Raw genomic sequence first — 25,844 nt, 5'->3', positions numbered from 1 at the left:
CAGTTCCTTGAGCAGCGTTTCGATGAGCGGATTCTGCGCCTTTGCCATAAAAACAGAACTTGTGATCCTTGATGGTGACTATCATTTGAACCGATAGTGTCAGGCAGCCCAGCCCCATAAAACCTATAAGGACCACGCCATGAAGCCTCACCAGAAAACCTTCGACCGCATCCGCGAAGCCGTATTGCCGGAGTTTCGCGAGCGGGTCGCCGATTACCTGGTCGAATATGAAAATGTGCTGCTGAACGAGGCCAGTGGCGCCGACGAGCAAGCCTCCAGTGCCCAGCAGCTGCGTGGCTACCTGCGCGGCTTGAATACCACGCGCGTGCTGGGCATGGCGGACTGGGAAGACCTGGACCGGCGCGTCGCGCAAATCAACGAAAGCGCTACACCCCAAGGCGTGGCTGGTTGACCCACGCCTGCACCGACGGCCTTTGCCACTGACGCCGCGCGTACGCCACCAGCTCGGCGGGCACCGCGTCGCCGTTGAGGATCAGGCGATTGAGCATCAGCGCCAGATCCACGTCGGCGATCGACCAGCTGCCGAACAGGTAATCCGGGCTACCCGCCAGCAACCCCTGCGCCACGCTGATCAACTTGTCTGCCGCCGCGCCGGCCAGTGGCGACAAGGGCGGCATTTTCTGCCCGCAGAACACCACCAGCGTCGAACGCTCCTGGCGGATCGGCAGCAAGTCACTGCGCAGCCATGCTTGCACCTGCCGCGCCCTCGCCCGGTGCTGCAGATCGACCGGGTAAACGCGGGTGCCGGGGTAGACTTCGTCCAGGTATTCAGTGATTGCCGAGGATTCCGACAGAGCAAAATCGCCGTCCTCTAGCGTCGGCACACGCTGGGTCAGCGACAAAAGCGCGTATTGCGCAGCCTGATGCTGGCCGGCATCGAGGTCCATCGGCACGGTCTCGAACGCCAAACCCTTTTCGCGCAAGGCGACGAACACCGACATGGCATAGGGGCTAGTGAACAGCGAATCAACGTAAAGGCGCAGCGCACGGTGGCTCATGGACGATCTCCTTGAAATGAGACCTAACGCTACGAGATCCGGGGCGATAAAGACAATGCGCTGTTTTTATGGGGGCATTCCTGGTGGGAATAGCGGCAGTGACAACCCTCCAGCACGCAGACATTCCATATTGGACAGTTTGCCGGAAGGGTTAAAGCCTGTTCACAGTTAGGTAACAAGCAAGCACCAGCGGCGAGCCTGATCGATAAATTAACGAACGGCACTACGCCTCAAGCAGTTTCAGTTTTTTCAATATAGCTACACAAATACATGCATCCTGAAAGGCTGTCCCCACCGAAGAGAAAATTGTAGTTTTACTCTGATATTTAAGGTATTCCTGCTGCAACATCTCTGAAATTGAAATCGAGTCATAATGATAATTTCCCGCTTCTCGAATCGCCGTCTCGCGATCCTCTACCATCAGTATTGAACGAGGAACAAGTTCGATTGGAAACTCGCGCGACACTGTCGTGTGTTTTCCAATAGCGTTTACATGTACACCTTCCAGTACATCACTACTGGAAAATAAAGGCTGAGCGCAGGTTGTAGCGGTACACAGTATGTCAGCATCCTTAATTGCAGATCGTACATCTTTGCAGCGGTTGAACGTCAGATTCTTAGAAAATCTATCAACGGCACGCTCAATAAAGACTCTGACATTTTCCTTGCTGCGAGAATACACAGCGACATCCTTGATATCTCTTACGCAGAGCACAGCTTCAAGCGCGGCCATCGCTTGGGCTCCAGTACCAATAACAGCCAGCCTCTTCGAATCTTTACGCGCGAGCAGATCAGTCGCGAGCCCAGCGGTGGCACCCGTTCGTAAAGACGTTACTGTAGACGCATCAAGCAGCGCCTTGATCTGTCCATTCGATCCCTCCTGCACTACAATGACACCATTAATTGAACTTAAGCCTTTGCTAACATTAAGAATATGGTGGGATATCACTTTCACTATAAATAAATTATCAAGCCTGGAAAAAATAGGCATCACGCCAAACGTAGCACTTTGTTCACTATTTCTAATCAGTGTCCGAGGTGGATAATCCAATTCGTTAGAGCGACTATAACTTTCGCGTAACGCTGAAATGGCGTCGCTCATACCCATTACATTCCGTACAGCCGAATCATCCAGAATTTCCACATCCACCTCTTGTCTCGCATATCACCTAAGAAAGCTCGATTAGAAAGCTACGCTCATACGATAAAAACACTTCACCGGAAGCTTTAACCCCCTTCGTTCGCACCGTAACAACTCCCTGACCGGGACGGCTTTCGGAGCGTCGTTTCGCTATAACCTCACTTTCAGCATAGATGGTATCTCCCACAAATACCGGAGCCAGAAGACGCACCTTGTCCCAACCGAGATTCGCAATACCTTTGTTACTGGTGCTCGCCAAGCTCATCCCGCCCACGATCGAGAACGTGACGAGACTGGACACCAAGAGCGCACCAAATTCAGTTCCCTTCGCGTAATCCGAATTTATATGCAGAGGATGAGTATTCATACAAATTAAAGACATCCATGTATTATCAGCATCGGTAATAGTGCGACCCGGCCTATGTTCATAAGTGTCCCCCACGCTAAATTCATCGAAATTGAGGCCGTGATCTTCCCGATAAAGTCCAGGTGAAAGCTCAACTAGCTTGCTTAATGCCTTGATGGAAATATTCGCCATACTCATATCCCTCTTTTGCTTTCTTTATGCAGCACCATCTGGTGAGTGGCTAGTAGCTTCTTCGCTAAAACCGCAAAGGGCGGCCCTATCATTTCTCCGTCGATAGAAGCTATGGCCGTCGATAGCTCAGACGATTCCAAACCGTTAACAATGGCTTTGGCTTTTTCCAATTCTTCTTGCGAAGGAGAGAACAATGTGTTGATTATACTTACCTGTGAGGGGTGGACTGCGATTTTGCCTGAATAACCGAACTCTTTAGCCAATTCAATTTCAGCCTCCAATTGCTTGTCACACTTTAAGTTAAAACACGGAGTATCTATAACTTTCAGGCCTGCACTCAGCGCAGCGAGGGCAACCTCGCATTTTATTTGCATCATGGCTGACTTAGACATACGAAAACTGATCTCAGATGACAAATCTGCACCTCCCAAAATCAGCCCGCATAAATTTTCAGACTCCTTAATAATTGCATCAATACCTCGCAGCCCTTTTAGCGTCTCAATAATACCAAAAGCCTGTGTACGCGACCCTGCGACGGACATTAACTCCCCGACTATCCGCAACTCACCAGAAGTCTCCACCTCTGGGATTACCAAAAATTTCGGAACAATGTTATTGTTCATTAAAAAGACCAAGTCCCTGATGCCTTCCGGCTTGGAGAGCGAGTTGACCCTAACTGCCAGAGGACACTGATTCCATATTGAGCGATCCAATCTTAAAAGCCGGTCACGCGCAATCTGCTTCTTGTAAGTGGGGATGGAGTCCTCCAAATCCAACAACACGACATCCGCTGCAGATTGAATAATTTTCTCTTCAAGCCCTTCCTTCAAGGCAGGAATACACAACCAACTTCTAGCCAGCATATCCATATCAGCTCCTCTTTATTGACAGGCGAATAGCCACTACCGCACCACAGCTACCTAAACCAATAGCCAGCCATGCTACACCGTGCATTCCAAACGGAATGGCCACTGTCGCTAGTGCCCCAAACAACAGTGCTACAAACTGCTGCGAAAAGCTAAACAACATCATTGACTCTATACCTGCACTTTTTTTTACAGCCATAGACGCGACACATGGGTACATGACCGCTTGCGCATACCAAATTGCAAAATATGACATGACCACAACATGCCGCCCCACGTACTCTAATATTGCTAATAAAAACAGCAAAACTGCTAAAGCCATCACACTGACGCCTAGCAACGTAACAGAATATGTACCCATCCACCTTAATGCCAATCTCACAGACAACGCCCCAAAAAAATAAGCTATGCCTAACCCAACGCCAAAAAGTCCGTACTCGGAACTGCTCCACCCCAACATCAAATCAAATACATATACTCCCATACCTTGATAGATGACAAATAACCCATAACTACATCCGCCCACTATCACCGGCAAATAAAAAGAGCGCTGAACTATTATATGCGCGTAGCTTGAAGCACATACACGCCGTCGACCCCGAGCATCCAGCAATGATAATCTCTCTCTCACAGGCAGCAGCAGACACATAATTACGATCGAACCAACAATCACAATCAAAGAGAGAATTTTCCAATGGAAAACCGAGACAAGATAGCCACCTGCAACCTGGCCGACAATTAACGAAAAAACAAACGCATAGGATAGTAGCGACAAACTTTTCGCCAACGCTATCCCCGAATAAATCTCAGACAATAATGCCCGAGCTATCAGGGCTGCACCTCCTCCCCCCACTCCTTGCAGAAGTCTGGAAATATAAAAATCCGTAGAATCGGAAGCCCATATACACAAGAGGCTTCCACCGAAAAGCGTACAACAAAAACCTAGCAATACGATTGCACGACCGAAAGCGGCAACAATACGAGCGGCAAATACAAGTGGTACTACTGCGCCTCCCAAGTACATGAGCATGGAAGTATAACCTTGCGATTCGCTCATATAGAGCGATTCAACGATATCTGGAGTAGCAGGCAAATAAAGCGTGACCCCTAACTGAGCTACCATCGTTGCACTGCACGCCAGCACTTGCACCCTAGTATCTGACCGCACTTTAATCTCTCCAGAGCAATTGACGTAAGTAGAATAATCAAAGTACTGACTTCACTGCGGTACAGAACCTCACTAGATCAGCATCTTGAAGATTGGCTCTCAACATGATTCGCAAACCGGGCGCATTCTTCGCGACAATTGGATAAAATAGTGGTGACGTGTAAAAACCCTGACGCATCAGTTCTGCAGCAGCTGAAATCGCGTGGCGTTCGTCAACCATTGGTATTAGCCGTATGGGAAGTCCATCTCCAAGTGCCGAATTCGGCATAAGCTCATCAAACCTGGCTATTTTTTCGGCCAGCTTATTTTGGAGAATATTTATCTCATTGGACGCATGTATTCGAACAGAAGCCAATATAGCGCCTAGACCAGCCGTATTGATCCGCTGAGACCATGAGAGAGGTCCACCAAACCTCAATAAGCTTGAGCTTTTAATCGTGTCATCAAAAAAAATGACGCCTCCAGAAGCACCAAATCCCTTATTCAATGAAGCAATGATCATTGTATACGCATTTACCCCGCCCATTTCCTCAAGGACCACGCCTCGCCCATTGCGTCCTTTGATAGATAATCCGTGCGCTTCGTCGTAGAAAACGAACAAACCATACTTATCTTGCAAACCCATCAGGTCCTTTATTTTTGCAACGCCTCCAGTGCTGTAGACGCCATCTGCAACATAGGCAACTCGTGAATTTCTTTTGCAGCAGTCTTCCAGGAAGTTCAGGTCGTTATGGGGAGCAGTCAGAACCTGCGTTTCATCGGCACAAATAGGCTTCAGCAGATTCAAACAAAAATGTGCAGAACGATCAAAAACCATTACTGGCGGTTCATTCCCTGTAAAAAAACCTGCCGCTAATAAAGGCAGCATTGCAGATGCCGCCGAAGCACAAGATGACGTCGTCAGCGCATTGACTGAAAACAACTCCGACAACGAAGCTTCTGCCTCTTCGAGCAGTGGCAGTTTGATTCGCACTCTGGAAGTAGAAGAATTCAGCACCCGCGCGCTTCTTAGTGCTGACAGACTTCCTTCTAAGATATTCGGATTTGAATCCAAGCCTAAATATGAGTAAGAACACATATTTATAAAACGCTTTCCGGCGATCTCCATTACACCACTACCAATATTTTCAGCAACGATACCACTCATACCAGCTTCTTGGGTGCTTTCCCAAAAAGGTTCTCCCGCTGAAAAAATTTTTTTAATATTAGAATAACTGTTCATACATCTACCTATCCGTGTTGAGGATGACAAGTCGGTAGCAATACTTGAACACGTGGAAATATTTTACAAGCGGGCAAGATATAGGATACGACTCAAATTCCTGTAGGCAAATTCCTCAAATAACAATATTAACGTTCGAGATGATAGTTAGGGCTCCATGACACACTCAAACCCAATCCCGAGTCGTTATCCAGAACTCGTTTTACGCGTACAGTCGCCCCCACATGAAGGCGCGACCGTTCTCGATGAATAATTCAAAACTCAGCAGCGTATTTCCCCCGATACCTACCCCGCAAACCCGCCCTCATCCAAAAACCCTTGCTCCGCCGGTGTGTTCTCCCTCCCCAACACCCTATTACGATGTGGAAATCGCCCAAACCGCTCGATGATCTGCGCATGTTCCTTGGCCCAGTAAAAAGTGCTGGCACCCAAAGGCTGATTAAGCGCGATGGAGCGTTGCTGGTCATCAGGGTCTTCCGAGTGCTCAAACGGCAGGTAACAGAACGCACGTAGCTCGGGTTCGATCAATTGGTCCAACCCGGCGGCCACCATCTGCTGCGCATACAGGCGCGCCAGCGGGTCGGTGGCAAACATATGTGCCGTGCCGCAAAAAGCATTACGTGGGTACTGGTCCAGCAGGATCAATAAGGCCAGCGCGCCGTGGGGTGAGGCCAGCCAATCCTCCAGCTCGCGTCGCGCCGCTTGCAGGTGGGTGGCATAGAAAATGTCGCGAAAGCGCGTGTCGAACTTATCGTCCTTGGCAAACCAGCGCTTTGGCCCCGCCTGTTTCCAGAACTTGATCACGACCTCGGCCGATTGTGAATTTACTCGTGTCATGGGTGCCTCCGAGAACGCACCTGCGCGACGCGGCAAAGTGCTGATTAATGTTATAGAATAACAATTCTTTCCGCCCCGTCTTGTGAACCGCCCCCCATGCCTGACGCTGTTGCGCTACGCCCACGCCTGCTTTCCATTGACGCCCTGCGCGGCCTGGTGATCCTGTTCATGTTGCTCGACCACGTGCGCGAAACCTTCCTGCTGCACCGCCAGGTGGGCGACCCGATGAGCATCGACGCGACCGAGCCGGCGCTGTTTTTCAGCCGTACCCTCGCCCATCTGTGCGCGCCGGTGTTTGTGCTGCTCACCGGTTTGTCGGCCTGGCTGTATGGGCAGAAATACCAGGGCCGGCGCGCGGTGTCGGCATTTTTGTTCAAGCGGGGTCTGTTTCTGGTGGTGTTGGAGTTCACGCTGGTCAACTTCGCCTGGACCTTCCAGTTGCCGCCCAGTGTGATTTACCTGCAGGTGATCTGGGCGATTGGCGTGAGCATGCTCGCCCTCGCCGCGCTGGTGTGGTTACCGCGCCCGTTGCTGATCACCCTGGCGCTGGCGATCATCGCCGGGCATAACTTGCTCGATGGCGTGCATTTCGCGCCCGGCTCGGCCCTGCAGGTTGTCTGGTCGATCCTGCATGAGCGCAGCTGGATCGAGGTGTCCGATACCCTGCGTCTGCGCGTGACGTACCCGGTGTTGCCGTGGATCGGCGTGATCGTCCTGGGCTACGGCCTCGGCCCATGGTTTGCGAATGCCGCCCTGCCCGCCGTGCGCCAGGGTTATTTGCTGCTGGCGGGTGCCGGTGCGTTGCTGGGTTTCGTGCTGTTGCGGGCGGCCAACGGCTATGGCGAAAAACCCTGGCAGGCCTATGACAGCGGCGTGCAGACAGTGATGAGCTTCTTGAACATCACCAAATACCCGCCTTCGCTGTTGTTCCTGGCGCTGACGCTGGGCGTCGGCCTGCTATTGCTGCTGGCGTTCGAACGGGCCGGGCAGCAACGCTGGATCAGCATCCTTGCGGTATTTGGCGCGGCGCCGATGTTCTTTTATCTGTTGCACCTGTATGTGCTCAAACTGTTGTATGTCGCTGCCGTCTCGGTGTTTGGGCTTAACCACGGCAATTACTTCGGTTTCGACAGCATTGGCGCAGTGTGGCTGGCGGCGCTGGCGCTGCCTCTGGCGTTGTACGTGCCGGTGCGCTGGTTTGCCGGGCTGAAGGCGCGGCGCAGGGATATCACCTGGCTCAAATATCTTTGAGGCAATGACTCAGGGTCGTTCGAATTGGCGGCGTAGCGCCTCGATTTGCTCACGGCGAACGCAACCCTGCAGATGATCATTGACCATCCCCATCGCCTGCATCAACGCATACATCGTGGTCGGGCCAACAAAGGTCCAGCCACGTTTCTTCAGCGCCTTGGACAGTCGCACCGAAGCCGGTGACGTCGGGTTGGCCGTCCAGTACGCCATGTCCACCAGCGCCGGGCGCTCCTCGGGGCCGGGCTCGAAAGACCACACCCAGCGCGCCAGGGAACCGGTCTCGCTGACCAGCTCACAGGCGCGGCGCGCATTGTTGATCGTGGACAGGATCTTCGCCCGGTTACGCACGATACCGGGGTCGTTCATCAAGCGTTCGATCTGCGCCTCGCCGTACTGTGCCACCTTGTGAAAATCAAAACCGTCAAATGCCTGCCGAAACTGCTCGCGTTTGCGCAAGATGGTGATCCACGCCATACCCGCCTGAAAACCTTCCAGGCAAATTTTCTCGTACAACTGGATGTCATCCGCCACGGGCACGCCCCACTCGTGGTCGTGGTACTGCGGGTATTGCGGCGCGGCGTTGCGCCACGCGCAGTGGGTGCGCCCGGTTTCGTCCGTTGTCAGCCCTGATGGGTCCATTTATCACCTCGCATGCCGAGCGCGGATGATACGCAAAAAAATTTGCGCCCCGTCAACCGCTCAAGCATCGCGGTTGCAGGCGCACTGGTCAGACCGGCACCCCTCGACCGCCGAATATTTGCTTGTGGTTTGAAAAAAACCGAGCGTAGACTGGCCGCGCACTGGACTTACCGGTAAGACCACAACAATTAAGCCCTGGTACCACCAGGGCACCGAATAGAGATCCTTCCCATGCTCAGATGGTGCTCGCGTTCGATTTTCCTGCAAGTCGTGATTGGCCTGATACTCGGCGTCATTTGCGGCCTGGCCCTTCCCGAATTCTCCTCGCAACTCAAACCCCTGGGTGATGGCTTTATCAAGCTGATCAAAATGCTGATCGGCTTGATCGTGTTCTGCGTAGTGGTCAGCGGCATTTCCGGCGCCGGCGACTTGAAGAAAGTCGGGCGCATCGGCTTGAAGTCAGTGATCTACTTTGAAGTGCTGACCACCGTCGCCCTGGTGCTCGGCCTGATCATGGCCTTCAGCACCGGCATCGGCAGCGGCGCGAATATTCATCTGGAGCAACTGTCCTCCGCTGGCCTGAATGAACTGGCCGACAAGGGCCAGCACATTCGCGGCACCAGCCAGTTCCTGATGGACCTGATTCCCAACTCAGTGATCGGTGCCTTTGCCGAGAATAACGTGCTGCAGGTGCTGTTGTTCTCCGTGTTGTTCGGCAGCGCGCTGAACCTGGTGGGTGAAGCGGCTTCCGGGATCTCTCGACTGATCAATGAATTGAGCCATGTGATCTTTCGCATCATGGGCATGATCGTGCGCCTGGCGCCGATTGGCGTGTTCGGCGCCATCGCGTTCACCACCAGCACCTACGGCCTGGACTCCCTGCAACACCTGGGCAGCCTGGTGGGCCTGTTCTACCTGACCTGCTTTGCCTTCGTCGGGCTGATCCTGGGCCTGGTGATGCGCCTTTCCGGGCTGCGCATGCTGCCGCTGCTCAAGTACCTGCGCGAAGAGCTGCTGATCGTGATGGGCACGGCGTCGTCCGACGCGGTGCTGCCGCAGATCATGCGCAAGCTGGAGCATCTGGGTATCGGCAGCTCCACCGTTGGCCTGGTGATTCCTACCGGCTACTCGTTCAACCTGGATGGTTTTTCGATCTACCTGACCCTGGCCATCGTGTTTATCGCCAACGCCACCGGTACCCCGCTGTCGATGACCGACTTGCTGACCATCCTGCTGGTCTCGTTGATCACCTCCAAAGGCGCCCACGGTATTCCGGGCTCGGCGCTGGTGATTCTGGCGGCAACGCTTACGGCGATCCCGGCGATTCCGGTGGTCGGCCTGGTGCTGGTCCTCGCGGTGGACTGGTTCATGGGGATTGGCCGCGCCTTGACTAACCTGATCGGCAACTGCGTCGCTACCGTGGCGATTGCGCGCTGGGAAAAAGACATTGATATCCAGCGTGCCAACAAGGTGCTGGACGGCCAGCAGGGTTATGCGTTCCAGGCCAAAAAGCCCGTGGTGCCGGCGCATCAGGAGTTCTAACTGATCTCATGTACCACACCTATCAACTGTGGGAGGGGGCTTGCCCCCGATAGCGGTAGTTCAGTTACAGAAGTGTTGTCTGACACTCCGCTATCGGGGGCAAGCCCCCTCCCACATTGGTTCATCACAAGATTTACTGCCGTATTCGCAACATTAAGGAGATAACGACGTGATAAGCACCTCAACCGTCGTCAATTCAGTCGTAGAAAAACTGCGCGCCGCCCTGGCGCGCGGCCAGTGGCGGCGTGGGGAAATGCTGCCCGGCCAGCGTGAACTGGCCGAACAAATGGGCATCAGCCGCCCGAGCCTGCGTGAAGCGGTGATTGTGCTGGAGACCCTCGGCCTGGTGCGCTCCATGCCTGGCAAAGGCGTGGTGGTGCTGGAAACCAGTGTCAGCGGGCCGCAGTCGAGCGACGCGGTGGCCGACGCCAGCCTGGAAGACATCCTGCAACTGCGCTACACCCTCGAGCCCTTCATCGTCGGCCTGGTCGCCCAGTCCATCAGCAGCAAGGAAATCGGCCAATTGCGCCTGACCCTGATGGACATGCGTGAAGCCCTCGATGCCGACGATGCCGAAGCCGGCATGAACGCCTATATCGGCTTTCACGAAGAACTGTTCGCCCTGACCTCCAACCCGATCTTCCAGAACGTGGTGCAACAAACCAGCAATGCGCTCAAGCAAAGCGCCCAGGTGCTGCGCAATTCCCCTGAACACCTGGCCGAGCGCCTGCGCGAGAACGAGGCGGTGGTGCGAGCCATCCGTAACAAGAACAGCGCCCTGGCCAGTGCCGAAATGCGTCGGCACATCCTGCAGGAAGGCCTGCGCATGGGCATCCGCTTGAACATCCCGGACGACCATCTGGGCAGTTGATACTCTGGAGACCAGCCATGAACGCTCACGCGCTGCAACGCGACCCCCTCCTTCCCGCACTGCGTCTGGTAGCGGGCAAAAAGCCCTCGGTGGATGACATCTACCCACGCCTGTTCGATGCGATCCTTGAGCAGCGCATCGCCCCGGCCAGCCGCTTTACCGAAGAAAGCCTGGGTGAAACCTTTGGGGTGAGCCGCAGTGTGATTCGCCGGGTGCTGGCCAAGCTGTCCCATCAGCAGGTGATCATCCTGCGCCCCAACCACCGCGCCCAGGTGGCGGCGCCGGATGCACACCAGACGCGGCAGATCCTCGAAGCGCGGCGCCTGACTGAAATCACCGTGGTGCAACTGGTGTGCGCCCAGGCCACCGGTGCACAGCTACGTCAGTTACGGGAATTGATCAGCCGCGAACGCGACTGCATCGAGCGCGACCAGCGCGGGCCGGCGCTGCGTTTGTCCGGGGAGTTTCACCTGTTGTTGGCTGCCATCGCAGGCAATGGCCCGCTGGCCCAGTTCCTCAACAGCCTGGTGCCGCTGACGTCGTTGGTGATTGCCCAATATGAAGCGAAAGCCTGCACGTATTGCGCGTGGCAGGAGCATGTGGCGATTGTGGATGCGATCGAGCAGCGCGACATAAGCGCTGCGGTGGGCTTGATGACCCAGCATCTGGATCACCTGGAAAGCAAATTGCTCAAACACCCTTGAGCTGATCGTTCCCTCGCTCTGCGTGGGAATGCCGCTGGGGACGCTCCGCGTCCCGACTGAGAGCGGGCGACGCGGAGCGTCACGGGAGGCATTCCCACGCAGAGCGTGGGAACGATCAGTGTGGGAGGGAGCAAGCCCCCTCCCACATGGGTACTACGAACGCATCACGCCGGCTGCAACACCGACTGACCGCTCAACGCCAGGTCCAGCAACTCACGGTTGGCCACCGCATACATGGCGTAGTCCGTGCCAACCGCTGCACGAATTTCCACCATCATTGCGCGCCAGCGATCAGCCATGTCCTGGTGCTGCTCAAGCCACAGGGCCACGCGGGCTTCCATGTCTTGTGGCGCGTCGGCCATTTGCAGTACCGAAATGGTGATCGCCCGTTGCTGCCAGTCCACGTCGTCGCGGAAGGCTTCGCGGGCCTGGGCCTGCCAGTTGTTGGCAACCGGCAGGTCGCTGATCTGCTGCAGGTACCACGGCAGGTCCAGGGCGCTGCCGACGGCGAAGTAGGCCTTGGCCACTTCGGCGGCGTCATGCCCGGTCACATCGGCGGCTTCGATGATCGGCAGCAAGGTATACAGGTGGGTCGTGCCTGCAACCATGCGCGCCAACAACTCCGGTACGCCGGCCTGGGTGTAGGCCTGGTAACGGTTCTGCCAGCCTTCACGGGTCGGGCCTTCCAGCAGTTCGTCAAGCTTGAGGCCCAGCGCCGCCAGGTGCGGACCGAAATGCGCGGTATCACGCCCGGCGTCCTGCTCGTTGCGACGGCTGCGCAGGAACCAGCGCGTGGCGCGGCGGCCCAGGCGCATCAGCTCATCCATCAGCTCCAGTTGCACATCGGCGGACACCTGGTGATCCAGGGCTTCGATCTGACGGAACCAGTGCGGAAGGTGGAAGATGTCGCGCACGATCACATAGGCGCCAGCCACGTTCGCCGGGCTCATGCCGGTCGACTCTTTGAGCCGTTGAACGAAGGTGATGCCCATGTGGTTGACCAGGTCGTTGGCGATCTGGGTGCTGACGATCTCGCGCTTGAGGCGGTGACGACGCATGGCCTCGGAGAACTTGGCCACCAGGCTCGGCGGGAACGCGGTCTCCATGTCACGGGTCAGGTAATCGTCATCCGGTACCTGGGACTTGAGCAGCGCTTCCTTGAGGTCGATCTTGCTGTAGGAAATCAACACCGACAGCTCCGGACGCGTCAGGCCCTTGCCATCCGCAGCGCGCTCGGCGAGCTGCTCCTCGGTCGGCAGGTACTCGATGGCGCGGTCCAGCTTGCCACGGGCTTCCAGGTCGCTCATCAGGCGCTTGTACTCGGCGGCACGCTCGTAAGCCTTGCGCGCGGCCAGGGACAGGGCCTGGGTCTGCTTGTAGTTGTTGCCCAACACCAGGCTGCCGACTTCGTCGGTCATGCTCGCCAGCAACTGGTTGCGTTGCTTGTCGGTCATGTCGCCGGCCTGCACCACTTCGTTGAGCAGGATCTTGATGTTCACTTCGTGGTCGGAGCAGTCCACGCCACCGGCGTTGTCGATGAAGTCGGTGTTGGAACCGCCGCCATTGAGGCCGAATTCCACACGGCCCAGCTGGGTCATGCCCAGGTTACCGCCCTCGCCCACCACCTTGCAGCGCAACTCGTTGCCGTTGACGCGCAGCGCATCGTTGGCCTTGTCGCCCACATCCGCGTGGCTTTCGGTGCTGGCCTTGACGTAGGTACCGATACCGCCGTTCCACAACAGGTCCACCGGCGCCTTGAGCAAGGCGTTGAGCAGTTCGGTCGGGGTCAGTTTGTCGGCCTTGATGTCAAAGCGTTCTTTCATCTGTGGCGAGATGGCAATGCTCTTCGCGCTGCGCGAGAAGATACCGCCGCCTTCGGACATGATGCTGGTGTCGTAGTCGGTCCAGGCCGAACGCGGCAGTTCGAACAGGCGCTGGCGCTCGACGAAGCTGGTTGCCGGGTTAGGGTTCGGGTCGATGAAAATGTGCAGGTGGTTGAAGGCCGCGACCAGTTGCAGCTTGTCGGACATCAGCAAGCCGTTACCGAACACGTCACCGGCCATGTCGCCGACGCCCACCACGGTGATGCTGTCTTCCTGCACATTGATGCCGCGCTCACGGAAGTGACGCTGCACGCCGACCCACGCGCCCTTGGCGGTGATGCCCATTTTCTTGTGGTCGTAACCGGCCGAACCGCCGGAGGCGAACGCGTCACCGAGCCAGAAGCCGTAGTCGATGGCGATGCCGTTGGCGATGTCGGAGAAGGTCGCAGTGCCCTTGTCCGCCGCCACCACCAGATACGGGTCATCGTCGTCATGGCGCACGACATTGGCCGGCGGTACCAGGGCGCCGTCTTTGAGGTTGTCGGTGATGTCCAACAGGCCGGAAATGAAGATGCGGTAGCAGGCGATGCCCTCGGCCGCGATCTCGTCACGGCTGCCGCCCAACGGCAGGCGACGCGGCAGGAAGCCGCCCTTGGCGCCCACCGGCACGATCACCGAGTTCTTCACTTGCTGGGCTTTTACCAGGCCGAGCACTTCGGTACGGAAGTCTTCTTCACGGTCGGACCAGCGCAGGCCGCCACGGGCCACGTTGCCAAAGCGCAGGTGCACGCCTTCGACGCGTGGCGAGTAGACGAAGATTTCAAACTTCGGCACCGGCTTGGGCAGCTCGGGGATTGCATGGGGGTTGAACTTGAAGCTGAAGTACGACTTGTTCTGGCCGTTGGCGTCAGACTGGTAGAAGTTGGTACGCAGGGTGGCCTTGATCAGGTCCAGGTAGCGACGCAGGATGCGGTCTTCGTTGAGCACCTGAACGTCGTCCAGGGCGCTGAGGATCGCTTGTTCCAGGCGTTGCTGCTTGTCTTCCAGGTCATCGGCGGTGAGCTTGCGCGCCAGGTAGAAGCGGGTCTTGAACAACCGGGTCAACTCGCGGGCGATGTCGGTGTGGTTGTTCAGGGTGCTGGCGATGTAGCCGAGGTCGAAGCCCAGGCGGATCTGCTTCAGATAACGGGCGTAAGCGCGCAACAGCGCCACGTCTCGCCATGGCAGGCCGGCGGTAAGCACCAGGCGGTTGAACGCATCGTTCTCGGCATCGCCGTGGACGATATGCACGAACGCGTCCTGCAGGGTGTCGTTGAGCTGCTGGATATCCAGGTTCACGCCTTCGGCGGCGATGAACGCGAAATCATGGATCCAGAACTCACGGCCGTTGGCGTGGCGCAGGCGATACGGGAACTCACCCAGCACGCGCAGGCCGAGGTTCTCCAGGATCGGCAGCACGTCGGACAGCGCCAGCGGGGTGTCGGCGTGATACAGCTTGCAATGCAGCTCGCGCTGGCCGGAAACCTGGCCCAGCGGCTGATAGAAACTCATCACCAGCGGGTTGGCTTCGGTGAGGCTGAGCAGATGCTGCATGTCGACCACGGCCGAGTGCGCGGCGAAACGCTCGCGGTAGCCGGCCGGGAAACCTTTCGGGAAGTCCGCCAGCACATTGGTGCCGTGGGCTTCGCCGAAGCTTTCCACCACCAGGCTGGCGTAGTCGTCCTGCCAGCTGCGGCAGGCCTGCACCACTTCTTTCTCCAGCTGCACCGGGTCGATGTCCAGGCGGTTCTTCGGGTCAACCCGCAGGATCAACTGCACACGGGCCAGCACGGATTCGGAGAAGAAGGTCCAGAATTCGCAGTCCGAGGCTTTCAGGCGATCCATCAGCACTTGCTGGATTTTCTGGCGCACTTCGGTGGAATAGATGTCACGCGGCACGTAGGCCAGGCAGTAGCAGAAACGGCCGTACGGGTCTTTGCGCAGGAATACGCGGATCTTGTTGCGTTCCTGGATCTGCACGATCGACATCACCGTGCTGAACAGCTCATCGACCGGGGTCTGGAACAGGTCGTCACGCGGCAGTACTTCCACCACCTGGGCCAGTTCTTTACCCAGGTGCGCCTTGGCCTGGAAGCCCGAGCGGCGCTCGATTTCCGCGACCTTGCGGCGGATGTAAGGGATCACCCGCACGCTTTCGCCGTACACCGAGGAGGTGTACAGGCCCATGAAGCGGTGTTCCTTGATGACCTTGCCGTCGGCGCTGATCTCGCGGATCGACACGTAGTCCGGATAAGCCGGGCGGTGCACACGGCTGGGGTGTGCAGCCTTGGCGAACGACAGCACGGTCGGTTCGCGCAGGTAGGCCACGGCGTAGTCTTCGATGCGCAGGTCTTCGGCGGTGAGGCCGGCGCGCAGCAGCTTGGTCAGACCGAGGAAAGAGCTGGCGTCATATTCGATATGACCGCCGTCCGCCTCGTCACGTACCACGAACTCTTCGTAGCCAAGGAAGGTGAAATGGTTGCCCACCAGCCATTCGAGGAAGTTCTTGATCTCGGCTTTTTCTTCGCCGTCGATCACGAATGCGCTGGCGTCGACACCGGCCAGCAGGTCCTGGACCTTGGCTTTCATTGGCTCGAAATCGGCCACGGCCACGCGCACTTCGCCCAGCACCTGCTCGAGCTCTTTGCTCAACACATTCAGTTCGGCGGCGTTGGCGCAGCGGTCGATCTCCAGGTACATCAGCGACTCTTGCAGGATGCCTTCGCCCTGGGTGCCCTTGGGCAGGATTTCCAGCAGCTCGCCCTTGCTGCCACGGCGCACGCTGAGCACGGTGGTTTGCAGGGTGTGGATGCTGTAGCCACGGCGGTTGAGCTCGGTACGTACCGAGTCCACCAGAAATGGCAGGTCATGGTGCAGCACTTCGACCGCGGTGTGGGTCGACTGCCAGCCATGACGTTCATAATCGGGGTTGTAGACCCGCACTTGCGGTTGGGTGTGGTCGAAGCGCTCAAGCAGGCGCCAGGCAGACAGGGTGCAACCGGCCAGGTCGGAAAGGCGACGCTGGGTCAGTTCGTCCAGGGAAATGATGCCGAAGAATTGCTCAGCGAACAGCGCCACTTGTGGCAGTGCCTGTTCACTGATGTGCTGCGCCAGTGCCGCTTGCAGTTGGTGCTGGAAGTCGGCCTTGCTGGCTGCGGTGAAGAACGCCATCTGTGGTACTCCGCTTGGGCTTGTTATTGATGGAAGCGTCGCGTGTTATCCCCTTGCGGGGAGACCGTCAGCTCTGTTCTGGTCGTGATGACAAGCACCATAAACCAATCAGAGTGACAGGTGGGTGAAGCTGGACAAGACAGTCAGGTCACATACAACTTCCACAAGATGCTCACCGCGCCGGGTGACGGTACGACGGGCAGGTCAGGCGCCTGGCACGGGGCACATCCGTTGCGCAGCTTAACGAGTGTAGGAAGCCGGCTGCTTGCGGTGCTGCGACATATTCGGTCATCGGTAAGCAGGTGCGGGGTTGCGACTTGGGCAACCGGCAATATTCAGGCCCGCCAGTATCAAAAATGACTGCTTTGGCCCGCCAGGTCATGCACTCGGTCTGACACACAATGCAGCATAAAATTCGCCGCAATGGCACAATCACCCGGCGCAAACGCCCTCCTCCACACAGGATTCCCCATGCTGCAACTGAAAACCGATGCCCTGATAGCGACGCCGTGCGACGACGAAGAAGACCGCATGGCCATGCTCTGCTGCCACGGCAAGAACGGCGAGATGTTCATGCTGAGCCGGTATCCGGATGAAGACGAGGTGGAACTGACCTGGGATTACGAACCTTCGACCCTGGATGGGCTGAAAGTCACCTTGGGCGACACCCGCTTATTGATCGAACTGGCGGCCGGCGATGCGGATGCGCTGGGGGGCAAGGATCAGTTGCAGATCACCCACGCCACGGCCGCCTCCGACCTGGCCGAGGTCGAAGAAACCCTGCAGAACATCCTCAAAGGCACCGGCACCTACATCCGGGCTTAAGACCACCAGAAACCAAATGTGGGAGGGGGCTTGCTCCCGATGACAGTGTGTCAGGCACTTCTATATGACTGGCCCGCCGCAATCGGGAGCAAGCCCCCTCCCACATTGACGGCGCTCACAACAGAAAGCGCACCACCTACACAAATTTCCTACAAGTTTTGCCAAAAATACCCGTCACGCCGTTAGTCGCCGCACCCCACGATGCATTAAAGTAAGCGCCCCAGGCCGGTGTTTTTCCCTGACACCCGGGCTCATCTTTCCAGGAACCGTCATCGATGGAACATCGTGAAGCGCTGCTTGCGCTGCGAACCTTTCTTTCTACGCAGATTCTCGGCCAGGAAAAACTCATCGATCGCCTGCTGATTGCCCTGCTCGCCGACGGCCATATGCTGGTCGAAGGCGCGCCGGGCCTGGCCAAGACCAAGGCGATCAAAGAGCTGGCCGAAGGTATCGAAGCGCAGTTCCATCGTATCCAGTTCACCCCCGACCTGTTGCCCGCCGACATCACTGGCACCGAAATCTATCGCCCCGAAACTGGCAGCTTCGTCTTTCAACAGGGGCCGATCTTTCACAACCTGGTGCTGGCGGACGAAATCAACCGCGCACCGGCCAAGGTCCAGTCGGCGCTGCTCGAGGCCATGGCCGAGCGCCAGGTCAGCGTGGGCCGCAGCACCTACGAGCTGTCGCCGCTGTTTCTGGTGATGGCCACGCAGAACCCCATCGAGCAGGAAGGCACCTACCCCCTGCCGGAGGCCCAGCTCGACCGTTTCCTGATGCACGTCAAGATCGGTTTCCCGGATGCCGCCGTCGAACGGCGTATCCTGCAACAGGCGCGTGGCGAAGCGCTCAACGGCGAAACCAAGCCCGAGCGCCGCGTCAGCCAACAGGCGATCTTCGCCGCGCGCAAGGAAATTCTCGGCCTGTACATGGCCGATGCGGTGGAGGAATACCTGGTGCAGCTGGTCATGGCCACGCGCACTCCGGCCAAGTTCGACCCGGAAATGGCCGAGTGGATTGCCTACGGCGCCAGCCCACGCGGCTCCATTGCCCTGGACCGTTGCGCGCGCGCCCATGCCTGGCTGGCCGGCCGCGACTTCGTCAGCCCCGAAGACATCCAGGCGGTGCTGTTCGACGTGTTGCGCCACCGCATCATTCTGTCGTTCGAGGCCGAAGCCGCAGGCGTTGACCAGGACCGCGTGGTGCAACGCATTCTTGACGTCGTTGCCGTCGCTTGAAGCCGATGAACGCGAGCGCGGGTATCCACGTCACGCTCAGTGAGCTGATCGAGATGCGCCATCGCGTGCGTGAAGTGCAATTGTTCTCCACTCCCGGCCAGCGCAGCCCGCTGATCGGCCTGCACCACTCCAAGCTACGCGGGCGCGGTGTGGATTTCGACCAGGTGCGCGTGTACCAGGCCGGGGACGACGTGCGCACCATCGACTGGCGCGTGACCGCACGCACCCAGGAGCCCCACACCAAGCTGTTCCACGAAGAGCGCGAGCGGCCGATTTTCATCATGGTCGAGCAAAGCTGCCGGCTGTTCTTCGGCTCGGGGCAGATGTTCAAGTCTGTGCTCGCCGCACAAGCCGCCAGCCTGATCGGTTGGGCCGCGCTGGGGCATAACGACCGCGTTGGCGGTTTGGTCTTCGGCGACAGCGAGCATTACGAAATCAAACCCCGGCGCAGCAAGCAAAGCCTGCTGCAACTGCTTAACCGCCTGGTGCGGGTCAACCAGAGCCTGAACACCGAAAGCCTTCCTGAAGCCGACGCGTTGGGCATGGCTCTGCGCCGTGGCCGCGAAGTGCTGCGCCCCGGCAGCCTGGGCATTGTGATCTGCGATGAACGGGCGCTGACTGAAGGCGCCGAGCAGCAACTGAGCCTGTTGTCGCGTCATTGCGACTTGCTGCTGCTGCCCATCTCCGATCCGCTGGACCACGCCCTGCCCGCCGCCGGGCTGCTGCGTTTCGCGCAACGAGGCGCGCAACTGGAACTCGATACGCTCAATTTCGATTTGCGCCAGGCCTACAAGGCCCAGGCTGAAGCACGCATCGCCCGCTGGGAGCTGCTCGCGCAAAAGCTGCGCGTCTTGTTGATGCCGTTGAGCACCCAGAGTGAAATGGTCGAGCAACTGCGTGAATACCTCAACCCACAGCGCCCGGTCAGAAAACAATGAGCAGCCTTGACCAACTGCAACCGCTGATCGCCCCGCCTGCCATCGGCTTCTGGCCGCCCGCGCCGGGCTGGTGGCTGTTGTTGCTGCTGCTCCCGATGCTGGGCTGGGGCCTGTGGTGGCTGCGCCGTTTCCTGCCCACGCGCCGCCCCGTGGCCCGCGCCGAACAACCGCTGGACCCGCTGCGCATTGCGGCCCTGGCCGAGCTGGCGCTGATGCCCAAACCCTATGACGGCGCGCCCGCCGGAGCCTGGCTGCAGCAACTCAATGGCTTGCTCAAGCGCCTGTGCCGCAACGACTACCCCTACAGCCAAAGCCACACCCTCAACGGCCGCAAATGGCTGGCGTTCCTCGATAACCGCTGCCCCGCCGCCGGCCTCACGCGCTGGATGGTGCTGGTCGAAGGCGCCTACAAGCCAGAATGCAAACTCGACGACAAGGCCATCGCTGGCCTGACCCAAGCCGTCGACACCTGGATTCGCAAACATGTTTGAGTTCGCCTGGCCGTGGATCTTCGCCCTGTTGCCGTTGCCGTGGTTGATGCGCCTGGTCCTGCCAGCGGCCGACAGCGGCGAACCCGCGTTGAAAGTCAGCTACCTCAACGACCTCGAAAGCCTGGCCCGGCGCCGCGCCCGGGTGAACCTGCCGGGCTGGCGCCAGCAGGCACCGTTCGTGGTGCTATGGCTGTTGCTGTTGACCGCCGCCGCCCGCCCGGAATGGCTCGGCGAGCCGCTGCCGATTGCCGCCAGTGGCCGCGACTTGCTGGTGGCGGTAGATGTCTCCGGCTCCATGGATTTTCCCGACATGCACTGGCAGGACGAGGACGTCAGCCGCCTGGCTCTGGTCCAGCACTTGCTCGGGGATTTTCTCGAGGGCCGAGAAGGCGACCGCGTGGGCCTGATCCTGTTCGGCAGCCAGGCCTACCTGCAAGCGCCGCTGACCTTCGACCGGCGCACCGTGCGCACCTGGCTGGATGAAGCGCGTATCGGCATCGCCGGCAAGAACACCGCCATCGGCGACGCCATCGGCCTGGCCCTGAAACGCCTGCGCCAGCGCCCGGCGCAAAGCCGCGTGCTGATCCTGGTGACCGACGGCGCCAATAACGCCGGGCAAATCGACCCGCTCACCGCCGCGCGCCTGGCCGCAGAAGAAGGCGTGAAAATCTACCCGATCGGCATCGGCGCCGACCCTGAGCAAACCGGCTCCCTGGGCATTCTCGGCGTGAACCCGAGCCTGGACCTCGACGAACCGGCGCTGAAGGCCCTCGCCGAGGCGACGGGCGGCCAGTATTTCCGCGCCCGCGATGGCAACGAGCTGGAACAGATCAAGACCACCCTCGACACCCTCGAGCCCGTCGAACAGCAGCCCACCCAGGCCCGCCCGGCCCACGCGTTGTACAGCGGCCCGCTGGCCCTGGCATTGCTCCTCAGCCTGTTGCTGGTGGTGCACGAACGCTGGCCGAACAACGCCTTGCAGCGGCTGTACACCAAACTGTCGAGCAAGGGCATGTTCCTGCCACAGAGCCCGGAATGGCGCCAGCGCCTCAAGCGCCTGCGCTTGCGGAGGCGTCGATGATCGCTTTGTGGCCGCACTGGTTGCGCCCCTGGTGGCTGTTGCTGCTGCCGCTGCTCGGCTGGTTGCTGTGGCAACTGTGGCATCGGCAAAAACGCGCCGGGCGCTGGCAGCTCATCCTGCCCCAGGCCTTCCATGCCACGCTGCTCAGTGGCGGCAACGGCCGCGAAAGCAAATCGCCCTGGGTGGTACTGGGCATCGCCTGGCTGCTGGCGTTGCTGGCGCTGCTGGGGCCCAGTTGGCAACGGGTTGAACAACTCAGCCAGAAGCCTTCCGACCCGCTGGTGGTGCTGCTTGAACTCACCCCGCAGATGCTCGCCACCGACAGCCCGCCCAACCGTCTCGAACAGGCGCGGCGCAAGCTTTATGACTTGCTGCAGGCACGCACCGATGCGCAAACCGCCATCGTCGTGTATGCCGGCAGCGCCCACACCCTGGTGCCACTGTCGGATGACCTGGCCACCAGCCGTAACCTGCTTGAAGCGCTGCGCCCCTCGATCATGCCCGAGCCCGGCCACCGCGCCGACCTGGCCGTGGAAAAAGCCCTGGCCCTGCTCAAGCACGGCGGCCTCGGCCAGGGGCGCCTGCTGCTGATCGGCTCGTCGCTGTCCAAACAGGAGCGCCAGGGTATCCGGTTGCTGTTGCAAGGCAGCCAGGCGCCGAGCTTGTCGATCCTCGGCATCGGCAGCCGTGAAGGCACGCCAGTCACCCAGGAAAGCGGCGAATTCCTCAAGGACGAACAGGGCGCGATCCTGATCCCACGCCTCGACAGCCCGACCCTCAAGGCGTTCGCCAGCGAAATGGGCGGCCGCTACCGAGCCGCGCGCCTGGACGACAAAGACCTGCGCCAACTCGGCGTACTCGACCCGCCCCAGGCCTTGCGCGACGACGGTCAACTGCTGCGCCTGGACACCTGGGCCGACCAGGGTTACTGGCTGCTCCTGCCGCTGCTGCTATTGGCCGCCTGCGCCGGGCGTCGCGGCTGGCTGTTCTGCCTGCCGCTGCTGTTGATGGCCGCACCGCAGCCCAGCTATGCCTTCGAATTCCAGGACCTGTGGCTGCGCCCCGACCAGCAAGGCCAGTACCTGCTGAAGAAAAAACGCCCGGCCGAGGCCGCCGAACGCTTCCAGGACCCGCAATGGCAAGGCGTGGCCCTGTACGAAGCCGGTAACTATGCCGAAGCCATCAAGCGTTTTGCCCAGGGTGACAACGCCTACGCCCACTACAATCGCGGCAATGCCCTGGCCCGATCGGGTGAGCTGGAAGCCGCGATCGATGCCTACGAACAGGCGCTGGAGGCCCAGCCCGATCTGCAGCCGGCCCTGAAGAACAAGGCGCTGGTGGAAAACCTGCTGCGCGAACAAGCCCAGCCTGAGCCCGACGAACCCGAAAAAAACCAGGATGACGAAACCACCCAACCCGGCCAAACTGCGCAACCGGGCGCCGACGGGCAAAATGCCCAGGGTGGCGAACAATCAACCCAGGGTCAGGGCCAAGCCGCCAACGGCGCCACCGACACCGCTGGCGCGCCGCCAACCGACGGTAACGACGTGCCAGGCAGCGAGCTGGGCGACGAGCAAACCACCACGCCGCCGCTACGCCCCGCCGATGCCAGCCTTGAAGGCGAACATCGCCAGGCGTTGGAGCAATGGCTGCAACAGATCCCGGACAACCCCGGTGAACTGCTGCGACGCAAATTCTGGTACGAACAGCAACAACATCAGGACAAGACTCGATGAGCCGCCGCACCACCCTTCTGCTCTTGCTCGCCTTGTCGGCAGGCCACGCCCAGGCGGCGAACCTGATCGCCAGCGTCGACCGCAGCCGCCTCAATTCCGGGGAAACGGTGGAGCTGACGGTGGAATCCAGCGACGTGACTCAGTTCGGCAAGCCCGACCTGTCGCCCCTGGATGCGCAGTTCGAAGTCAGCGGCACGCGCCAGATCAACCAGCTCACCACCCTGGGCGGCGATAACCACGCGACCACGCGCTGGATCATCACCCTGCTGCCCCGGGAAAACGGCACCGTGGTGATCCCGCCGCTGCAAGTGGGCGACCTCAAGACCCAGCCGATCACCCTGCAAGTGCTGGAAACCGCCAGCCAGAACACCAGCGCCGAACTGGCACCGGTGTTCGTCGAAGCCAACCTCGACCAGACCAGCGTTTATGTGCAGGCCCAGGCCCTGTTGACCGTGCGCGTGTATCACTCGGTGTCGCTGTATGACGACAGCAGCCTCACGCCCCTGCAAATCCCCGACGCTCGGGTCGAGCAATTGGGCGAGTCGCGCACCTATGAAAAAGTCATCAACAGCATTCGCCATGGCGTGATCGAAACCCGCTACGCAATCTACCCGCAGCACAGCGGGGCTATGGCAATTGGGGCGCAGACCTTCAGCGCGACCCTGGTGGAATCGCGCCCACCCCAGGAGAACACGCTGCAGGGCACCAAGCCGGGCAAGCTGATCCACGCCAGCTCAGCGCCGCTTGCGCTGACGGTCAAGCCCAAGCCCGAGTTCTACCCCGCCGACACGCCGTGGTTGCCGGCGCGCAGCCTGAGCCTGGACGAAGCCTGGAACCCGGTGCCCGAACATGTGCAGGTCGGTGACTCGCTGACGCGCAGCCTCACAGTCAAGGTCGAGGGCCTGTCCAGCGCGCAACTGCCGGCGCTGCCCAGTACCGACGTCAACGGCCTGCGCCGCTACCCGGACCAACCGGTACTGGGCAACCAGACCAGCGACCGTGGCCTGATCGGCAGCCGCGAAGACCGCGAAGCACTGGTGCCCACCCGTGCCGGTGCGCTGGAACTGCCCGCCGTGGAAGTGGTGTGGTGGAACACCCACGAAGACCACCTGGAACGCACCAGCCTGCCGGCCCGCACCCTGCAAGTGGCGGTCAACCCGAGCCTGGTGGTGGACACCCCCGCCATGCCGACCGTCATCACCGCGCCGGATGACGAACGCCTGTGGCTGTGGCAGCTCAGCACCTTGCTGCTGGCCTGCACTACTCTGCTGGGCTTCGGCCTATGGTGGCGCGCCCGCCGCCAACCCGCCGTGCAACGCGCCGCGCAAACCGGCCCCAGCCCGCGCACCCTGCTCGACGACCTCAAGCGCGCCACCCAGGCCAACGACCCCCACGCCACCCGCCAGGCCCTGGATGCCTGGGCCCGCCAACAACCGGAAACCCTCGCCGACATGGCCGCACGCTTCGTGCCGCTGTCGGATGCGTTGGACGGGTTGAACGGCGCGTTGTACAGCGAGAGTGGCCAGTATTGGCTGGGTGAAGACCTGTGGCGTGCAATCAAAGCCATCCCCGTGGCCGAGCGCCAACAAGACCCGGCCACCGATACCACCAGCTTGCCGCCGCTTTACCCCAAATAGCCCCTGACACGAGGCAAGCCCCCACCTAAGATCGTTCCCACGCTCCCGCGTGGGAATGCAGCCCGTGACGCTCTGCGTCACGGCTGCTTAGCGGGACGCGGAGCGTCCCAGGAGGCATTACCACGCAGAGCGTGGGAACGATCAATAGCGGTGTGTCAGTCAACATACTTGTCACTGATCCATTGCCATCGGGGGCAAGCCCCCTCCCACAGTTGACCTGCGCCGCCTGCTGGACATGCATTGTTAAAGGCCAGCAATCCATATCGCTTTAATTTGCAGGACGTTTCCTAGACAATCCTTCGGCCTTGCGCCTGCTCAATCCACTGGCTAGCCTTCGCTTCGTCGCTGCATATCAGCGACCGGGTGTGAGATCCCGTGTATTAGCAGGCGCCATGCGCTACAACCGTCTATGGCGGCTATGTGCGGGCAGACTTTGGTCTGGCCGGGTGCTGCTTTCCGGTATCTCACCCCGCACATAGCTGCCACCTTTTGACGTGTGAGATCGGCAAAAGAGTGGCTCCCAACCCAAGCAGGAGCTTCACGCATGAACAAACTCGTCCCCGATCCCCCCTTTCCGATTTTTGTCGCCCACGAAGACCTGAGCTTCGAAGACGCCATCGTCAGCATTGCCTCGCTATTACGCTGCGCCGCCACCACCGCAATACAGACTGCTGAAGACCTCAACGGCGCCCAACGCGACATGGCCTGCTCCACCGCCCACCTGATCGACATGGCCCGCACCCTGGCGGACCGAGCCTTGGAGTGCCTACAACCCCAGGCATAACGCACAACCCCTGTGGGAGGGGGCTTGCCCTAATGCCAGTCAGTTAAGGCGACACCGAACCTGTGGCGAGGGAGCTTGCTCCCGCTGGACTGCGCAGCAGTCCCATTGTTTGGGGCCGCTTCGCGCCCCAGCGGGAGCAAGCTCCCTCGCCACAAGTTAGTTCGCGCTCCTGCTACTTCTTAACTGACTGGCATTAGGGCAAGCCCCCTCCCACATTTGACCTGCGCCGCCCGGAGCAGCGTGTTCATATAACAGGTAAACTCCCTTCCTTTTCATCTTCTCCACG

22 protein-coding genes are annotated in these 25,844 nt (G+C 59.4%); 13 read left to right on the top strand and 9 right to left on the bottom strand.

From position 1 onward, the window contains the following. Positions 1 to 139 precede the first annotated feature (139 nt). Positions 140 to 412 carry a hypothetical protein gene (locus C4J86_RS12275; protein WP_124362687.1) on the top strand — a complete coding sequence of 91 codons (273 nt, stop codon included), beginning with the start codon at positions 140 to 142 and terminating at the stop codon, positions 410 to 412. Here C4J86_RS12275 and yfcF read toward each other — a convergent pair. From yfcF to C4J86_RS12240, 7 genes are all read right to left on the bottom strand, one after another. Continuing rightward, positions 387 to 1,019 (bottom strand): glutathione transferase, encoded by a 633-nt coding sequence (yfcF, locus tag C4J86_RS12270; RefSeq protein ID WP_124370581.1) that lies wholly within the window; start codon positions 1,017 to 1,019, stop codon positions 387 to 389. The two genes, C4J86_RS12275 and yfcF, sit on opposite strands and share 26 nt — an antisense overlap. 223 nt (positions 1,020 to 1,242) lie before the next feature. After that, a complete protein-coding gene (locus C4J86_RS12265) occupies positions 1,243 to 2,163 on the bottom strand; it encodes an ornithine cyclodeaminase family protein (RefSeq protein WP_124370580.1) in 921 nt (306 codons plus the stop codon). Positions 2,164 to 2,188: 25 nt separating this feature from the next. Then, complete coding sequence (locus C4J86_RS12260; protein ID WP_124370579.1) at positions 2,189 to 2,698, bottom strand: MaoC family dehydratase; 510 nt, start codon at positions 2,696 to 2,698, stop codon at positions 2,189 to 2,191. A 2-nt stretch (positions 2,699 to 2,700) separates the two neighbouring features. Beyond that, on the bottom strand, positions 2,701 to 3,567 hold the full coding sequence (locus C4J86_RS12255) for a CoA ester lyase (protein ID WP_124370578.1): 867 nt from the start codon (positions 3,565 to 3,567) through the stop codon (positions 2,701 to 2,703). 1 nt (position 3,568) lies between these two features. Next, positions 3,569 to 4,714, bottom strand: a complete 1,146-nt coding sequence (locus tag C4J86_RS12250; RefSeq protein WP_124370577.1) for an MFS transporter — start codon at positions 4,712 to 4,714, stop codon at positions 3,569 to 3,571. 55 nt (positions 4,715 to 4,769) lie between these two features. Next, positions 4,770 to 5,954: an aminotransferase class I/II-fold pyridoxal phosphate-dependent enzyme gene (locus C4J86_RS12245; protein WP_124370576.1), complete on the bottom strand. Its 1,185-nt coding sequence runs from the start codon at positions 5,952 to 5,954 to the stop codon at positions 4,770 to 4,772. A 285-nt stretch (positions 5,955 to 6,239) separates the two neighbouring features. Beyond that, positions 6,240 to 6,791, bottom strand: a complete 552-nt coding sequence (locus C4J86_RS12240; RefSeq protein WP_124370575.1) for a DUF924 family protein — start codon at positions 6,789 to 6,791, stop codon at positions 6,240 to 6,242. Between the two features lie 96 nt (positions 6,792 to 6,887). Between C4J86_RS12240 and C4J86_RS12235 the strand changes: the two genes are divergently transcribed. After that, on the top strand, positions 6,888 to 8,042 hold the full coding sequence (locus tag C4J86_RS12235) for a DUF1624 domain-containing protein (RefSeq protein ID WP_124370574.1): 1,155 nt from the start codon (positions 6,888 to 6,890) through the stop codon (positions 8,040 to 8,042). Positions 8,043 to 8,051: 9 nt separating this feature from the next. Here C4J86_RS12235 and C4J86_RS12230 read toward each other — a convergent pair whose 3' ends face one another. Then, the gene (locus C4J86_RS12230) at positions 8,052 to 8,681 is read right to left on the bottom strand and encodes a DNA-3-methyladenine glycosylase I (RefSeq protein ID WP_124370573.1); all 630 of its coding nucleotides are present in this window, start codon (positions 8,679 to 8,681) and stop codon (positions 8,052 to 8,054) included. A gap of 231 nt (positions 8,682 to 8,912) precedes the next feature. Here C4J86_RS12230 and C4J86_RS12225 point away from each other — a divergent pair, with 231 nt between their 5' ends. The 3 genes from C4J86_RS12225 to C4J86_RS12215 all read left to right on the top strand — a co-directional run bounded on the left by C4J86_RS12225 (position 8,913) and on the right by C4J86_RS12215 (position 11,798). Further along, positions 8,913 to 10,223: a C4-dicarboxylate transporter DctA gene (locus tag C4J86_RS12225; RefSeq protein WP_124370572.1), complete on the top strand. Its 1,311-nt coding sequence runs from the start codon at positions 8,913 to 8,915 to the stop codon at positions 10,221 to 10,223. A gap of 169 nt (positions 10,224 to 10,392) precedes the next feature. Beyond that, the gene (locus C4J86_RS12220) at positions 10,393 to 11,094 is read left to right on the top strand and encodes a FadR/GntR family transcriptional regulator (RefSeq protein ID WP_124362682.1); all 702 of its coding nucleotides are present in this window, start codon (positions 10,393 to 10,395) and stop codon (positions 11,092 to 11,094) included. A gap of 17 nt (positions 11,095 to 11,111) precedes the next feature. Continuing rightward, positions 11,112 to 11,798 carry a GntR family transcriptional regulator gene (locus C4J86_RS12215; protein ID WP_124366890.1) on the top strand — a complete coding sequence of 229 codons (687 nt, stop codon included), beginning with the start codon at positions 11,112 to 11,114 and terminating at the stop codon, positions 11,796 to 11,798. A 164-nt stretch (positions 11,799 to 11,962) separates the two neighbouring features. Here the strand turns inward: C4J86_RS12215 and C4J86_RS12210 are convergent, their stop codons facing one another. After that, a complete protein-coding gene (locus tag C4J86_RS12210; protein ID WP_124370571.1) occupies positions 11,963 to 16,831 on the bottom strand; it encodes an NAD-glutamate dehydrogenase in 4,869 nt (1,622 codons plus the stop codon). A 471-nt stretch (positions 16,832 to 17,302) separates the two neighbouring features. Between C4J86_RS12210 and C4J86_RS12205 the strand changes: the two genes are divergently transcribed. From C4J86_RS12205 to C4J86_RS12165, 8 genes are all read left to right on the top strand, one after another. After that, positions 17,303 to 17,656, top strand: coding sequence for a hypothetical protein (locus C4J86_RS12205; protein WP_124370570.1), 354 nt, complete (start codon positions 17,303 to 17,305; stop codon positions 17,654 to 17,656). A 275-nt stretch (positions 17,657 to 17,931) separates the two neighbouring features. Further along, on the top strand, positions 17,932 to 18,891 hold the full coding sequence (locus C4J86_RS12200) for a MoxR family ATPase (RefSeq protein WP_020301524.1): 960 nt from the start codon (positions 17,932 to 17,934) through the stop codon (positions 18,889 to 18,891). 5 nt (positions 18,892 to 18,896) lie between these two features. Then, the gene (locus tag C4J86_RS12195; protein WP_124362678.1) at positions 18,897 to 19,829 is read left to right on the top strand and encodes a DUF58 domain-containing protein; all 933 of its coding nucleotides are present in this window, start codon (positions 18,897 to 18,899) and stop codon (positions 19,827 to 19,829) included. Further along, positions 19,826 to 20,320 carry a DUF4381 domain-containing protein gene (locus tag C4J86_RS12190; protein WP_124366887.1) on the top strand — a complete coding sequence of 165 codons (495 nt, stop codon included), beginning with the start codon at positions 19,826 to 19,828 and terminating at the stop codon, positions 20,318 to 20,320. The genes C4J86_RS12195 and C4J86_RS12190 overlap by 4 nt, the downstream gene beginning before the upstream one ends. Further along, positions 20,313 to 21,401: a VWA domain-containing protein gene (locus C4J86_RS12185; protein ID WP_124366886.1), complete on the top strand. Its 1,089-nt coding sequence runs from the start codon at positions 20,313 to 20,315 to the stop codon at positions 21,399 to 21,401. Before C4J86_RS12190 ends, C4J86_RS12185 begins: the two co-directional genes overlap by 8 nt. Continuing rightward, the gene (locus C4J86_RS12180) at positions 21,398 to 23,137 is read left to right on the top strand and encodes a tetratricopeptide repeat protein (protein ID WP_124370569.1); all 1,740 of its coding nucleotides are present in this window, start codon (positions 21,398 to 21,400) and stop codon (positions 23,135 to 23,137) included. Before C4J86_RS12185 ends, C4J86_RS12180 begins: the two co-directional genes overlap by 4 nt. Beyond that, a complete protein-coding gene (locus tag C4J86_RS12175; protein ID WP_124370568.1) occupies positions 23,134 to 24,774 on the top strand; it encodes a BatD family protein in 1,641 nt (546 codons plus the stop codon). The genes C4J86_RS12180 and C4J86_RS12175 overlap by 4 nt, the downstream gene beginning before the upstream one ends. Positions 24,775 to 25,318: 544 nt before the next feature. Further along, positions 25,319 to 25,558 (top strand): DUF6124 family protein, encoded by a 240-nt coding sequence (locus tag C4J86_RS12165; protein WP_124366883.1) that lies wholly within the window; start codon positions 25,319 to 25,321, stop codon positions 25,556 to 25,558. The last annotated feature ends 286 nt before the right edge of the window (positions 25,559 to 25,844 follow it).

This window comes from Pseudomonas sp. R2-7-07 (genome assembly GCF_003852355.1).
Lineage (GTDB): Bacteria > Pseudomonadota > Gammaproteobacteria > Pseudomonadales > Pseudomonadaceae > Aquipseudomonas.
Note: the sequence above shows the minus strand (reverse complement) of the source record. Positions and strands in the feature narration are given on the sequence as shown.